The organism is Arsenophonus apicola (assembly GCF_020268605.1).
GTDB classification, from domain to species: Bacteria; Pseudomonadota; Gammaproteobacteria; order Enterobacterales; family Enterobacteriaceae; genus Arsenophonus; species Arsenophonus apicola.
Genome location: NZ_CP084222.1, coordinates 329,285 through 345,376 on the forward strand (window position 1 = coordinate 329,285; position 16,092 = coordinate 345,376).

Sequence of the window (16,092 nt, forward strand, 5' to 3'; positions counted from 1 at the left end):
GATATATTGATTAGTTTCTGTCTTTGGGAGAAGGTAATGAATTCTTTTCTGCGCTGGCTCTATACTGCTGCTATTGTTTTTATTGTCGGTTGTAGCAGCGGAAACTGGCGTAAAAATGAAGTCTTTGCTATCCCGTTGCAACCCACATTGCAACAAGAAGTAATATTGGCTCGTATGGAGCAGATCCTTGCAAGCCGGTCATTATCCGATGATGAATACGCACAGCTTTTATATGAACGCGGTGTATTGTATGATAGTCTCGGATTAAGGGCGTTAGCGCGCAATGATTTTACTATGGCGCTAGCTATACGTCCTGATATTCCGGAAGTTTTTAATTTCCTTGGAATATATTTTACACAGGCAGGCAATTTTGATGCTGCCTATGAAGCGTTTGATTCTGTTTTAGAGCTTGATCCAACTTACAATTTCGCGCGCATGAATCGAGGTATTGCACTCTATTATGGTGGAAGATATCGATTGGCGCAGGGTGATCTGCTGGCGTATTATCGACAAGATCCAAATGATCCTTTCCGCAGCTTATGGCTTTATTTAGTGGAGAAAGAGATAGAACCAAAAATGGCATTAGCCAATTTGTTATCTCGTTATAACCAAGCGGAAAAAGGGCAATGGGGCTGGAATGTAGTTGAATTCTATTTAGGCAAAATCAGTGAAAAAACATTGATGGTTCGTCTAAAAGAGAATTCAACAGATAACACTTCGCTCGCTGAGCATCTTAGTGAAACTAACTTCTATTTAGGTAAACATTACCTAAGTCTGGGGGATAATGATAGCGCTATAGCGTTATTCAAGCTTACGGTAGCTAGCAATGCACATAGCTTTGTTGAGCACCGCTATGCTCTGTTGGAACTGGCTTTGTTAGGTCAGGCACAAGACGACCTTTCAGAATCAGGCTAACAGTAGCGACGAACATATCATCACTGCTTTTTTTAAGTCTTCATCGATTGTGATGAGGGCTTGTTGTTCGTTTAATAACATAATTTGAGCCAGTTCACATTTTAAATGAAAATGACCGAAATTTTTTTCGCAGAGTTATGTAAACTGGCCGCCATAATGAATGAGGCACTTTTACATGACTAATGAGACTGAAATCTCTTTTGCTGATTTAGGTTTATCAACACCAATTCTTTCTGCACTAAATGACCTTGGTTATGAAAAACCATCGCCAATCCAGCAGCAATGTATCCCCTATTTATTAGATGGGTGTGACGTATTAGGTATGGCACAAACCGGTAGTGGTAAAACAGCAGCTTTTAGTTTACCGCTCTTACATAATATAGATATCACATTGAAAGCCCCACAAATCTTAGTGTTGGCACCAACGCGGGAGTTAGCCGTACAAGTTGCGGAAGCCATGGGTGAATTTTCCAAACACATGCGTTCAGTCAATGTGGTCGCACTCTATGGTGGGCAGCGTTACGATTCGCAGTTACGCGCACTAAGACAAGGCCCACAAATTGTAGTGGGAACACCAGGTCGCTTATTAGATCACTTGAAAAGAGGGACATTAAATTTATCCCATTTACGTGGTTTGGTTCTTGATGAAGCGGATGAAATGTTACGTATGGGGTTCATTGAAGACGTTGAAAATATCATGAGCCAGATCCCAAGCGAGCATCAAACGGCGCTGTTTTCTGCCACCATGCCGGAAGCGATCCGTCGTATTACCCGTCGCTTTATGAAATCTCCAAAAGAGATCAGCATTCAATCCAGTGTGACGACGCGCCCAGACATTACCCAAAGTTACTGGTCTGTCTATGGTATGCGTAAAAATGAAGCATTGGTTCGTTTTTTGGAAGCAGAAGATTTTGATGCGGCAATTATTTTTGTGCGCACTAAAAATGCCACATTAGAGGTTGCTGAAGCGCTTGAACGTAGTGGCTATAACAGTTCAGCGCTAAATGGCGATATGAATCAAGCGCTACGTGAGCAAACATTAGAGCGTTTAAAAGATGGTCGCCTTGATATATTAATTGCCACTGATGTTGCAGCACGTGGTCTAGATGTTGAACGTATTAGTTTAGTTGTCAATTATGACATACCAATGGATGCTGAGTCTTATGTGCATCGAATTGGTCGTACTGGTCGGGCAGGTCGAGCTGGGCGCGCTATTTTGTTTGTGGATAATCGTGAACGTCGACTATTACGTAATATAGAACGTACCATGAAGCAGCCAATTACCGAAGTTGAGTTACCCAGTGCGGCGGTTTTAAGTGAACGTCGCCAAGCTAAATTTGCTGAAAATATTCAAAAGCAACTAGAAAGTGGTGATTTAGAGAAATATCGAGCGTTACTGACTAAATTAGTTGCTAATGATGAACTGGATATGGAAACTTTAGCTTCTGCGCTATTAAAAATGGCGCAAGGGGATCGGCCGTTAATATTGCCACCTGATCCTGTGCGTCGCGCAAAACGTGAATTTAATTCGCGTGATGAGCGTCGTCGCAGTAATAGTAATGGTACTTCGGAGCGTAGTCCGCGTCGGGAGCGTCGTGATGTTGGTGATATGGAATTGTACCGTATTGAAGTTGGTCGTGATGATGGCGTAGAAGTTCGCCACATTGTCGGTGCAATTGCTAACGAAGCGGATATTAGTAGTCGTTATATTGGTAATATTAAGTTGTTTGCCTCGCACTCAACGATTGAGTTACCAAAAGGAATGCCAAATGAACTACTTAATCATTTGACACGTACACGTATTTTGAATAAGCCAATGCAAATGCAATTGTTAGGTGAAGCACAACCATTTGAACGTCGTGGTAATGGACAACGCAATGGTGGTGAATTACGTGAGCGAGGACGTCGCTTTGGTAACGAACGTCGTAGTGAGCGTGAACAGTTCCGTGGACGTAATGAAGGACATAATAACGCTGGATTACGTCGTCGTAGTAATCACAATATCTAATGTAATAAGATTAATATCTTATGTGACGCCAAAAGCTGAATTCAATTGAATTCAGCTTTTTTGTTTATTAAAACGACATCAACCAAATCAACATAATTCTAATCCCTCTTTAAAGGCTTTTTAGATAGCAACGACTGATCGGAATAGGTTGACCATTACATAATACTAATTTTGCCTGACCATTTTCAGCAAAAGTGTCGTGGTCAAAAAACAGCAGCAGCGATAGCCCGACTTTTCATGTATATCCCCCGACGATTGCAAGGTAATTGACAAAGCAGCCACTTACCAGGCAAAGGCGTTAGCATGTTTTAAATTCCGTTTTCTGAACAAATGCTTATCAGGGCGTCGTTAACGCAAAGCGTTACAATGGTAAAGGGTATTAAGAGACTTATGCTAAAAGATGTCAATTTTATCTTTATAGATGAAATTAAATATCATCTATTGATAAATATTATTTCGTTATATTATTCTTATCAACTTAACAGGATGTTAAAAATAACGTTACAATTGAATAAAGCGAATATAGGAAGCTATGAAACGGAATTTATTGAAATATCGCCTTTTTTCTCTCGTTGTTTTACCCCCTTTCGCCGCGTCAGCTTCACACCTAAAGCCTGAGAATGCAGATAGGTTGTTGCAACAGCAGGCGCAGCAGCAACAAGCTCAACAACAGCAATTGGCAGCCAGGGCACCGGATCTACATTTGTCTGTGCCGATGGTTAAAACCACATTACTGTTTCCAGATGAAAAACCGTGCTTCAGGCTTGAACAAGTCAGCGTGACAGGGCAAGCGGCGTTACCGCATTGGGTTCCCGTGCAACGTTTAGCGGATCAAGCTATCGGCCATTGTCTCGGCGTGAAGGGTATTAATTTACTTGTCACTAATATCCAAAATCGCTTAATCAGCCATGGTTGGATAACCACTCGGGTACTGGTGACAGAACAAGATTTATCCTCTGGTGTATTGAAACTGGTGGTGATGCCAGGGAAAGTACAAAAGATTCTATTGACAGAAGACTCATCAAAATACACCAACTTATATACGGCGATGCCTGCCCGTCGAGGTAATTTATTGGATTTACGTGACATGGAGCAAGGTTTAGAAAACTTGCAACGTCTATCGACCGTACAAGCTACACTGGAAATGGTGCCGGGCGATGGGCCTGGAGAAACTCAAATTGTCATCAGGCGTCAGCAATCACGTTTCTGGCATGCCAGTGCATGGATGGATAACACGGGGGCAAAAAGCACGGGCAAACACCAGGCTGGTGTGATGTTGGCGCTCAATAATCCAACATCGCTAAGTGATCTTTTCTATATTGCGGCAACGCGTGATTTAAGCTTTTCGAGCAGTAAAGACAGCACTAACTACAGCGCTCATTACTCGCTACCATTTGGTTATTGGCAGTTTGCCACCACCGTGAGTGACTATAAATATACCCAAACAATTGCCGGATCCAGTGATGATATTCAATATCGGGGTAAAAGCAAAAGCCTCAGCCTGCAATTAAGCAATGTGCTCTATCGCGATGCCACTGCCAAAACGACAGTGACGTATGATGTGAATTTACGCGAAACGCGTAACTTGATTTATGATACCGAAATTGAAAAACAAAAAACGCCGGACGACTTGGTGGAAATTGGCATTTAATCATCAGCAATATGTTGGGCAAGCGACATTAACGGCGAGTGTGAACTATCAACATGGCATACGCTGGTTTGGCGCCATGCCGGCGTTTGAAGAGTCTCGTGAGCGTGATTCAAAGGATTATGCAACGGCACTCGCTAAAGTCATGCAATTTTCAGCGTCAGCCAGTGTCCCCTTTAAGCTTGCCCGCCACTCCTTGCGCTTTGACAGCCAATATTTACGCCAAATTAGTTACACCCCACTCACCCCACAAGACCAGTTTAACATCGGTAACCGCTGGACAGTTCGCGGTTTTGATGGTGAGCGCACGTTGAGTGCGGATAGGGGTTGGACAATACGTAACAGCCTGTCTTGGGTAAGACCAATACCGGATCAGGAGCTCTATCTAGGAGCTGATTATGGTGAAATTGGAGGAAAAGGGGTTGATCTCAACCTCGGTACACACCTTGCAGGAGGCGTTATCGGTTTGCGTGGCGCGATAAGCCCTGCCAATTTGAGCTATGACTTCTCTGTTGGTATACCATTTTCTAAACCGGATGGATTTAAAACCGATCCGGCGACATTGGCTTTCTCTGTAAACTGGAATTACTAAGGCTAATTAGGATGAATAAATTATTTTATCGTTTAATTTTTAATGTCGCGCGCCAAATGGTGATGGTCGTTGCTGACATTATCACTGGTCACCGTACCGATCCGGTAAACCAAACAGAAAATTCCATCGAAAAAGCCACAAGTAGCCGTCTGCGTTGGGTCATTAAATCCATCACCACCTCATTATGGTTAACTTTCGGCATGGTGAGTTTTAATGTGCAATCCTCTACTATTCAAGCAGATGGTAATGCACCGGATAACCAGCAGCCAACGATTGTCAACAGCCAAAATGGCTTACCGCAAATCAACATCCAGACACCCAACCGTGATGGCGTTTCACGCAACCAATACCGTCAATTTGATGTTGACCATAAAGGTGCGATCCTCAATAACAGCAGTACCAATGTGAATACTCAGCTTGCTGGCATCATTCAAGGTAATGATTGGTTGGCAAAAGGGCAAGCTAAAATCATCTTGAATGAAGTCAATAGCCGTGATCCAAGCCAGCTCAATGGTTTTATTGAAGTTGCGGGTAAAAAAGCGGATGTCATTATTGCTAACCCGGCAGGGATTACCTGTAATGGCTGTGGTTTTATCAACGCCGACCAATCCTTACTATCAGCGGGTAAGACTCTGATAGAAAATGGCAAAGTTAAAGGTTTCGCAGTTGATAAAGGCAATATAAATATTGCTGGAAAAGGTTATAACGGCAATGATATTAACTACACCGCCTTAATTGCTCGCTCAGTAAAAATTAATGCCAAATTACACGCTAAAGATCTGGTGATCACCACAGGTAAAAATCAGCTCGCTGCTGATGGCAAAACGATCCTTAAAACCGATCATTCAGCGCAGGATGAACGACCTAAATTTGCTCTCGATGTCTCCGCACTCGGGGGTATGTATGCTAACCAGATAACCATGCGCGGCACAGAGCATGGCGTTGGAGTGCGTAATGCCGGCCATATTGCTGCTCAGGCGGGCGATATTTCCTTATCTGCTGATGGTAAAATTACTAATGTGGGGGCTATCATCGGCAACCAACATTTAGCGATCAAAAGCCAGCAAATTGTTGCTAACGGCGGCACACTAATGGCTGAGCAACATATTAATTTAACCGCTAAAAATGCGATTAACAACATAGAGAAAGGCCAAATCGTCGCGGGTGAAAATATTGTTGCCCATGCTGAGTGGATCAACAGCGATTATGGCACATTCGTTGCTGCCGGTGTGGATAGCAAAGGGAAATTAACCACCGCGGGCTCACTGATGGTTAAAGGCCCAAAAACAGTTGCACTACAAGGTACTATCGTTGCTAAACAAAATATTGTGCTGACTGGCAGCTCAGTTGATTTATCTGGCTCCGCTATCAAAGCGAAAGCAATGATATTGACTGCAACCGAAGCAAATATTGACACAAAACAAGCCAATATTTTGGTTGATAATAAAGCGCTATTGACGGCGAAAAAAGGGCTTGATAATCAAAAAGGTCAGCTTGTTGCCAAGCAAATAGTGTTAATTAGCCCTGAGTTTATCAACAACCGACAAGGTAAATTAATTCAACAACGCAGATTTGATAATCGGTGGCACACCCGTACCTTGCACAACCAGCAGGGGGAAATCAGTCTGGCAGGCGACACCAATATAGTAGTTAATGAACTGAATAATCAATCGGGTCGTCTGTTGATCCGTGCTAGTAAGTTGGATATTGATAGCCAAATACTGAATAACCAGCATGGCCACCTAATTGCTACTGGCAAGGATGCTACTCACATTAAAGCCAACCTGCTTACCGGCCAACAGGGTGAGCTCCAAACGAATGGCGCACTAAAATTAAACGGCCAATCAATTAACCTCGATCAAGCAATAACGCAAGCTAAAAATATTGCTATTCAAGGGCAAAACCTGTCACATCAAGCTGGGAAGATGCGGCAAACAGGTGCAGAAACAGGACAGATCACACTGAGCCAAACCTTAAATAATCAATCAGGCAATATCAGCAGCCAAGGTGATCTAACGCTTAATATTAATAAACTTGAAAACCAGCAAGGGACAATCATTGCTGCAAAAACGGCTGCATTAAGCGTGGTTGCTCGACAAAGTATTGATAATCGCCAAGGCAGCTTGATTGGTGAAAAAAATGTTTTTTTAAATACCCTGGCGCTGACTCACGATGATGGAAAATTAATTAGCAAACAAGCAGACATGCTAATTCAGACTCAGGTACTGCAAGGACGGCGTAGTAAAATTTCATCCAGCGGGCAGCTGCGGTTAACTGCTACAGAGGTTGATCTGACCGAAGCGAATACTCAGGCTGATAATATCCAATTTATAGTCAATAGCCTGAACCATAACCGAGCGAGCTTAACCCAACTGGGCGAACAGCAAGGTTTAATTCAGGTTGCTCAGCAGTTGACCAATCGTGCTGGGGATATCAGTGCTAATGGTTCATTTGTGATTAAAGCCAAACAGCTGGATAACCTGCAAGGTAAATTGATCACTAAGCGTGAGGACTTGCAGCTTATCATTAATGAGGATATCAATAACCAGGCTGGTTTGATTACTGCTGAACAGTTATTGATGATGAGTAATCAAGCACTGTTCAACCACCAGGGGCATCTACAAGCAACCAACATTGATATTAATACTCATCAACAACAGCTTGATAATAGTGAAGGCACGTTGCATGCTCTGCAAAAACTCACCTTACACTCGGGTAAGCTTGCAAATCAGCGAGGTGTTATTCAGTCAGGCAGTAACATGCTGATTGATACCCACGGTCAGCAACTGAGCAATAGCCAAACGGGTGATCAGCAAGGTATTGATGCCCAAGGCAGCTTATCTATTTATAGTGGCGTGTTGAAAAACCAACAAGGCCGCATTTTTGCCCGGCAACGGCTGAATATAGACAGTCAAGGGTTAGATAACCGCCAAGGTCTGGTGACTAGTCAGTCAGACATCAAGCTGAACACGACCCAGTTTGACAACAGTCAAGGTACTATTAAAGGGCAATTAATCACTCTTGATACCCATGGGCATTCCTTAACCAATCTGGCTAAAACAAATGAGCAAGGTATCTTTGCCAGCCAACGACTAGCCTTAAAGATCGGCGAATTAATCAATTATCAAGGACATATTCAGGCTCATGACATCGCGTTAGATACGCAGCAAAAGCGGGTTGATAATCGCCAGGGAGAAATTATCGCCGACAATACCTTGGATGCCAAAATCGGTGAGCTCCAAAATGTACAAGGGCGAATACAAGCGGCTAAAAAATTGCGGCTTAATAGTCACGGACAACTAATTAATAATAACCATAGCCAGGCAACCGGCGGGATCTTAAGTGGTGGTAGTTTATCGCTCGAAAGTGGCAAATTGAGCAATCAGCATGGACAGATCCAAGGCGCACAGACCACGAAGTTAATTACCTTACTGCTTGATAACCAACAGGGGCAAATCTTTTCTGCCAATGCATTTTCAATCGATACGCAACAACAACCGCTATTGAACCAAAAAGGCATTCTGGAGGGGAAAGGACAGGTTGAATTGCAATTGGGTGATTTTATCAATTCACAGGCAATTACTCAGGGCAAGGAGGGACTGAAAATTGATGCACTGCGTATTGATAACCAAAACGGCACCCTGTTGAGCCAATCAATAATGAATATAAACGGGTTAGCGCTAAATAATAGCCAAGGGCTGCTCAAGTCACAGCAAAATACAGCGCTATCCATCAAGCAGAATATCGACAACCAGCAAGGCCAAATCTTATCTGCTGCAGATTTAACTATTCATGGGCAAGCGATAAACAACATTCAAGGGGTGATCCAGGGGCTTAATCATGTGGCGTTATGGGCACAAACGCAGATTGATAATAGCCAGGGTTGGCTCAAAGCGAATAAAAAATTGCTTATCAGCAGTCAAAAAATAACTAACCTAGCCACAGCCCAGGCGGGCAAAGGGATCGAAGGCCAGCAAATATCACTCGATAGCGATAGTTTGCATAACCAAGATGGTGTAGTGCGTGCTGCTCAAACGCTAGATGCTATTATCCGCCAACAGCTGGACAATAGCCAAGGCATGCTATCGGTCGGTAGCCAACTGAATATCAGTGATGATGGCAAGGGTCAAAAATTGCGCTTAGCCAATCAGCGAGGCGTCATGGTGAGTGATGGCTCGGCAACCATCATCGCTAACCAATTAGCCGGCGCGGGTAAGCTTAGCGCGCAAAAAGAGTTATCCCTTTCCCTAAGTCAATGGTTTGAAAATCAAGGCTATATTCAAGCCGGTGAGCGCCTGGTGGCCAACTTTAAACAAGGTTTTAGCAACCATGGCTTATTATCCAGCTTAGGTGATTTACTGCTTACCAGCCCAATGGTGATTAATAACCTGTCAGGCGAAATCAATGGGCAAAAGAGCCATATTAGCGTGAGTGGCAATATGCGTAATAGCGGCTTAATTAATGGTGGATTAATCCATATCAGCGCCCAATCCCTCGATAACATCGGCAGCGGTAGAATTTACGGTGATTTGCTCGCGCTTGCTGTTTCGCGCCTGATTAATGATAAACAGGCAGACAAATCTGCTGTCATTGCCGGACGCAATGCAGTCAATATTGCGGTTGTTGACTTATTAAACCGCGACCATGCGCTGATTTATAGCGATGGTGATCTGGTGATTGGCCAGGCATTAGATGACCAACTGCAGGCTACCGGCCGCGCGCAGAGTGTCAAAAACCACAGTGCTAATATTGAAGCCGCCGGTGATCTGATATTAGCCACTGAGCGGCTGGAAAATAAAGATATCCATTTACAATTTTCTGATCAACCGCTTGAAGTGAGTCGTGAACATTTTAATTGGTTTGATTTTGGTAATGGCCGACGTTACAAAATTGCGCCACGTAATGGTAATCAAACTCGTCATGCTATTAATGATGATGGCACATTAAACCCAGATGTGGGGATTGATTATGAAAGTTCTAACCGCTGGCGCATGTTTGAAAATGGTAACTGGACCAAGTATTTCTATGAATATGACTATCAGCGTATCACTGATAAAACGCAGCTTATTAACCGTGATCCTGCGTTGATCACAAGTGGCAAGCATCTCACCGTGGATGGCCAGCAACTTAACAATGAAAATTCACGAGTAGTGGCTGGGCAAAATTTGATTTTAACCGGTGAAGAACTCAATAACCAAGAAACACAGGGTGTGCTTCGCATCGCTGAAAAGGGTGATACTATCTATCGTTATAAAGGTGGCGGTAAATGGAAAACGCGCAGTAATCGCTCTCAATATCAAGGTGTCAATAGCGAACAAAGTTTATCATTCAATCTAATTGAAGTGACGGAACAGGCCGGAGAGATTAACAAGCCCCAGCTAGATGCCGTTAAGGTAAATAAACTGACTGAACAAACAGATGCGACTGCTGATGCCGATCTGCCGCCGCATTTTGTTGCTAATATTGCTCAGCAAGCCTTAAAAGATCAGCCAAACAGACCGTTGGATCTGCCGGCTCAGCAGACAGCCGTCATTCAGTTGCCAGCAATCAGCAGCAAAGTTGATTTTACTACTGATAAATCCGTTGACTCATCACCAACGATTTTGGCTAGTGTGATCAAAACCATAGAGCCAAATATAAAACTGCCAGATAACAGCCTGTTTAAGCTGACACCCGATAGCGACAGCCAATATCTGATTGAAACTGATCCCCGTTTTACCCACCATAAAAAATGGTTATCGAGTATCGAGGTTGTTACTCACTCGCAGCTGCATAAGCGGTTAGCCGATGGTTATTATGAGCAGCGTTTAGTGCGCGAGCAACTGATGGAACTTACCGGTCAACGGCGACTGGCTAACTACCAAAGTGATGAACAGCAATACCGAGCGCTCCTGACCAGCGGGGTGACTTATGGTAAGCAGTATAATTTGACACCGGGTATTGTCTTATCGTCAGCGCAAATGGCTAATCTCACCAGTGACATGGTGTGGATGGTTAATAAAGAGGTGCTGTTGCCAGATGGACGTATTGAGAAGGTCAGTGTTCCACAGCTGTATGTGCGCGCTCGCCAGGGGGATTTAAATGGCAATGGAGCACTGCTGTCAGGAGGCAATGTTTCTGCCGATATCACCGCTAAGCTGCTAAATAGTGGTGAAATTGCTAGTCGTCAATTGACTGATCTGCAAAGTGAAACTATCCATCACAGTGGGCGTATGCAGGCTAAAACAGTTCAGCTTAAGGCATTGAAAGATATTCACAACCTGGGCGGCCAAATTGGCGCCGCAGACCGCGTTTCATTAGCTGCCGGCGGTGATATTCGTAGTGAAACAGCGCAGCTTGGCGATGGCCAATCGTCATGGTTAGATCGCCCAGCCAGTATTTATGTAACGGGTGATAATGGTCAGCTGACGTTAAAAGCCCGCCAGGACATCAAGCTGACTGCCAGCCAAATTGCTAATTTGGGCGCGGATGGCAAAACGGATATTCAGGCCGGGCAAAATATTCAGTTAGCTACCCGTAATGTGCGTTCAGCTTTCGATTATACGCGCAATTCCAACAACTATTACCGGGGTGAAAACGCCACGGAAATTGGCACCCATATCCAAACGCAAGGCGATTTAGCCTTATCGGCCGGGCAGGATTTATCAGCACGTGCTGCCAATCTATCGAGCGGTGGAGCGCTCTCTTTCAATATCGGGCGCGATATCCATATCACCTCAGGTATTGCAAGCAGCGACTATGCCAAGCACAGTAAACATACCGATAAAGGATTTTTATCGAGCACCACCACCGAAAAGCACCATCAACTGACTGAACGCCGCGCCATTAGTAGCCGTTTTAGTGGTCATTCTATCAATGCGACGGCGGGCAATGAGATAAATATTCATGCTAGCAATCTATTTGGCACCAACAGCGTCACGCTAAAGGCGGGTGCTCAACTCAATGTGAGCACGTCAGATGAAACGTTGCATGAAACCGATATATCGAAAACCCACAACTCAGGTTTAATGAGCACTGGGGGGATGGGTTTTACTTTAGGCGCAAACCGGCAAAAAATCACTCACGATACGGATAGCACGCAGAAAAAAGGCAGCGTGATAGGCAGTATGGCCGGTAATGTAAGCTTAACTGCGGGCGCGCAAGGGACGATTGCAGGCAGTGAACTGATGGCAGCAAAAGATATCACTGTCACCGGCAGCGATGTAACTATCACTGCGGCAGAAAATAGCCGCACCGATATCAGCCGGCTAACTACTCAAGCCAGTGGTTTAACACTTTCATTGGGGGGGACAACTGGCAGTGCCCTTGATAGCATGGTGCGCACGGCAAAATCGGCTAAACAGGAAGAGGATAGCCAACTGGCTGCCCTTAAAGCGATGAAAGCAGGGTTACAAGGCATTCAGGCCGGACAAGCGGCTCGCCTGGCGGCAGCACAAGGTAAAATGCCTGCTGTGGCTATCAATCTGTCTTATGGTCGCCACTCGTCACAATCCACCACCATAACAGAGCAAAACACGGCGTCGGGTAGCCGTTTAAGTGCGGGTGACAATCTTACACTGACGGCAACGGGTAGGAAAGAAAACAGCCAAGGGCACTTAATGGTTGAAGGCAGTCAGTTGGCTGCGGATAAAAACATTAGCCTGATGGCCAAAAATGATATCGACCTGAAAAGTGCCAGCAATCGGCAAAAAGTAAATAGTAAAAACGCCAGTCAAGGGCTGTCGATGGGTATTGGCTATGGCACAGACGGTTGGAGTGCTAACGTTGGGGCTAATAAAAGCCAAGGGTTTGAAAAAGGAAATAGCCAGTTTTTCACTGATAGTCAACTCAATGCCGGCCAGCAGCTGACGATTGAAAGTGGTCAGGACACTAAATTAACCGGTGCGCAAGTGAGCGGTGAAACGGTTAAAGTGGATGTTGGTGGTAACCTGAGGTTAACTAGCCAACAACTTATCGATAAATATGCTGCCCAACAGACCCGTTCAAGCCTGGGCGCGAGTATTCGCCAGGGCGGCGGCGGCTCACTGAATGTGTATGCCAACAAAAGCGAGCTGCACAGTGATTACCAATCGGTTGATAAATAAACCGCTATCAATGCCGGTCAAGGCGGCTTTGTTATTAGGGTGGGCAAGCACACGCAATTGGATGGTGCGGTGATTGGCAGCACGGCCGAGGTGGCTAAAAATAAACTCGACACCGGCACATTGGGCTTTGGCGCTAGCAAAAACCGCGCTGAATATAAGGTGGATAGCTAAAGTGGCGGCTTTAGTTCAGGTGGTGCCACGCTGGGTGAGCAGTTTGTCACCAATGCAGCGGGTTCGTTGCTGACCAATATGAATAACCAAGGCAAAGCGAGCAATACCACCCACTCAGCGGTGTCGGAAGGCCAACTCATTATTCGTGACCAGGACAAGCAGCAACAGGAAGTGGCGGATTTAAGCCGTGATGTGGACAAGGCGCATGTAAAACTGAAACCGATTTTTGACAAACAGCAAGCGCAAAAACGGATCGAACGAAATCAGCTGCTATGAGAGTTAGGTCAGCAGATCACCGATATCGCGGTGACGGAAGCCACTATTCGGGCGACGCAAGCGGTGAATGAAAATACCAGCCCGCCGACAAAAGAGCAGCGTAATGAGGCTAAACAGGCGCTCGAACAGCAAGGCAAAACGGTCAGTGATAGTGCAATTGATAACTACCTTCATGAGCAGGCGATCAAGGCAACAATCAATAGTTCAGGCTGGGGTGTCGGCGGCACTAACCGCCGCATCGTGGAGGCGGGCACCGCCTTAATTCAAGGCCTGGCCAATGGTGATGTGAGCCAAGCGGTGGCGAATGCCAGTGCCCCTTATATTGCCAATCAAATCGGCCAGCATATTGGAGAAGATAACAAAGCCGGTCGTTTGGCCGCCCATGGAATTGCTAACGTTGCATTAGCGTTGGCAAAAAATGAAAATGCAGGCGCCCAGTCCCTGGGCGCAATGACAGCGGAAGCGGTTGGTATGTTGTCGGTCGCCCTGTATAAGAAACAGGTTAGCCAACTGACAGAAGACGAAAAATCGACCGTCAGCGCATTTGCCAGCCTATCGGCAGCTATTGCCGGCGGTTCGATTGGAGGAGATAGCCAAAGTGCAGTAAACTCAGCTCAGGCGGGGAAGGCGTCGGTTGAGAATAACTTTTTAAGCACCAATCAATTAGAAAACTTTGCTCATAAAGCAAGGACTTGTGTTGGTGATGAATGTCAGAAAGTTATTCGAGACATGGTGGATACCAATGTTCGTCAACAGGAAGAAATCAAGGCTGTTTGTTCGACATCACCTGAACAGTGCCAGCAAAAATATGGTTACCTGGTTGAGCAATGGGAAGCCTTTGATACAACGATTAAGAACCTTGCAAAAGATAAATCGTTGGCTGATGAGTTTCGTAATTATATACCTGCAGCCTATATGTTGGGCATGGAAGCGGAAGGTATCACTGTTGAATATGGCTGGACAAAGCGTTTTGAAGCAATGGGGTTCGATGCTGAAACGGCACAAATGATAGCAACAACACTTCCGGCTATGATAAATGGAGGAAGTGGAAAAGGTGGTAAGGGAACAACCGGTAAACAAACCAATACTTCTAAAGTGGAAGCAGAGAAAAAAGCTTTAGAAAAAATAGGTGGAAACTCTAAAAACGCAAAAGATCTCAGTCAAAAGGAAGCTAACTCTGTTTATAATAAACAGTTGATTAAGAATGCAGACAAAATCTCAACGGCTAAACCCGGTCAGCAAACAGCAGTACCGAGAGATCTAAATGAACAAACATTTTGGAAATCAGTTCAATCCAAGCCATTGCAAGGTAAAGAGTTACCTGGATTAAATAATGATCCTCGTTTTCCAACATCAGCAGGTTTCCAAAAAATGGAGGCAAAACATAGACTTCCTGATGGTCAAACAATAACTATACACTATCAGTACAATTCAACTACTGGTAAAGCATATGATATGAAAATCATTACATCTCAAAGGATTTAACAAGATCCGAAACAAGTTGCAGATACAATAAGGGATAAAGTTAAATGAAAATACAAGAACCAAGTGGTGAATTTATTGATGTGTTTGCTATTTATTGGATAAATAATAAATCACTATGTCTTGGCTTACCCAAAGGGTATGGAGGATTATCTGTTTATGACTTGTCAGAAGTTAATTTAATTGAACCAACACTGAATGGTGAGTTGGTTTACTTCCAAAATGAAGGGGCTGGTTCTGGTGTGTATCATTGGGCTTTAATCCAAGAGTCATTATTAGATGATTTACTTGAGCTAGATGAAACTGCCTATAAAAGATTTTTAGATATATTAAAATCTGAAGGGCAATTAGATGATAACTTTTATTAATGGTAGGAGACCCAACGCACACTGGGCTCTCCCTTAACCGCCCTCACTCCCCCTCAGCCAGCTGGATAATAAGTTGTCCGGCCTGGCGGGTGAGGGTGTAGTGGTTACCGACAGTAAACCCTAATTTATTCAGCCAGTTACCGCTAATTACCATCTGTGGACTGGGGTTGGGTTTACCGCGGTTAGGTGAATAACCCACTGTATAGTGTCTGGATTTTGCCGCTTTATCTTTAGCTGTTTGGGTTTTTACTCCACAATTGCCTCTAGGCCATCGTGACTATACACCTCATAGTTTCTGTGGTGAGCGGTGGTTCCGTACTCCAACACAGGTCGCCGCATCTGTTTTACATCTTACTTCTTGGTGCTCGCTCTGTTGTTACGGGCAAAACAGTTAGCATCGTGTTTTAAAATCAATGATTCCGGTATCCAGGCAATAATTAAATAAAACACATATTTGTTGGAGTAATAATAGTAATAAATCAAAAACATACCTAGTTAATCCTGTAAAAAACACATTTCATGGTATCGCATAACTGCATGAGCGGGAC

Annotated in this window: 9 protein-coding genes and 1 pseudogene; 9 read left to right on the plus strand and 1 reads right to left on the minus strand. The window is 44.4% G+C overall.

The annotated features are described in order from the left end of the window. Positions 1 to 36 precede the first annotated feature (36 nt). The 9 genes and pseudogenes from nlpI (at position 37) to LDL57_RS01440 (ending at position 15,544) form a co-directional block, all read left to right on the plus strand. Entirely contained in the window at positions 37 to 915 is an 879-nt protein-coding gene (nlpI, locus tag LDL57_RS01405; protein ID WP_180558497.1) for a lipoprotein NlpI, read from the plus strand. Between the two features lie 111 nt (positions 916 to 1,026). Beyond that, entirely contained in the window at positions 1,027 to 1,098 is a 72-nt protein-coding gene (gene yrbN / locus LDL57_RS18040; RefSeq protein ID WP_225507436.1) for a protein YrbN, read from the plus strand. Next, positions 1,091 to 2,923, plus strand: a complete 1,833-nt coding sequence (locus LDL57_RS01415; protein WP_180558496.1) for a DEAD/DEAH family ATP-dependent RNA helicase — start codon at positions 1,091 to 1,093, stop codon at positions 2,921 to 2,923. Before yrbN ends, LDL57_RS01415 begins: the two co-directional genes overlap by 8 nt. 532 nt (positions 2,924 to 3,455) lie before the next feature. Beyond that, a pseudogene (locus LDL57_RS17665) lies at positions 3,456 to 5,163 on the plus strand (ShlB/FhaC/HecB family hemolysin secretion/activation protein). 11 nt (positions 5,164 to 5,174) lie between these two features. Further along, positions 5,175 to 13,247: a two-partner secretion domain-containing protein gene (locus tag LDL57_RS01425; RefSeq protein ID WP_225506838.1), complete on the plus strand. Its 8,073-nt coding sequence runs from the start codon at positions 5,175 to 5,177 to the stop codon at positions 13,245 to 13,247. A 39-nt stretch (positions 13,248 to 13,286) separates the two neighbouring features. Then, a complete protein-coding gene (locus LDL57_RS17675; RefSeq protein WP_255653911.1) occupies positions 13,287 to 13,418 on the plus strand; it encodes a hypothetical protein in 132 nt (43 codons plus the stop codon). Between the two features lie 78 nt (positions 13,419 to 13,496). Then, complete coding sequence (locus LDL57_RS01430) at positions 13,497 to 13,694, plus strand: hypothetical protein (RefSeq protein ID WP_225506840.1); 198 nt, start codon at positions 13,497 to 13,499, stop codon at positions 13,692 to 13,694. Positions 13,695 to 13,724: 30 nt separating this feature from the next. Then, positions 13,725 to 15,179: a VENN motif pre-toxin domain-containing protein gene (locus tag LDL57_RS01435; protein WP_225506842.1), complete on the plus strand. Its 1,455-nt coding sequence runs from the start codon at positions 13,725 to 13,727 to the stop codon at positions 15,177 to 15,179. A 44-nt stretch (positions 15,180 to 15,223) separates the two neighbouring features. After that, on the plus strand, positions 15,224 to 15,544 hold the full coding sequence (locus LDL57_RS01440) for a hypothetical protein (RefSeq protein WP_180558495.1): 321 nt from the start codon (positions 15,224 to 15,226) through the stop codon (positions 15,542 to 15,544). Positions 15,545 to 15,587: 43 nt separating this feature from the next. Here the strand turns inward: LDL57_RS01440 and LDL57_RS01445 are convergent, their stop codons facing one another. After that, the gene (locus LDL57_RS01445; RefSeq protein ID WP_180558494.1) at positions 15,588 to 15,743 is read right to left on the minus strand and encodes a SymE family type I addiction module toxin; all 156 of its coding nucleotides are present in this window, start codon (positions 15,741 to 15,743) and stop codon (positions 15,588 to 15,590) included. Positions 15,744 to 16,092: the final 349 nt, after the last annotated feature.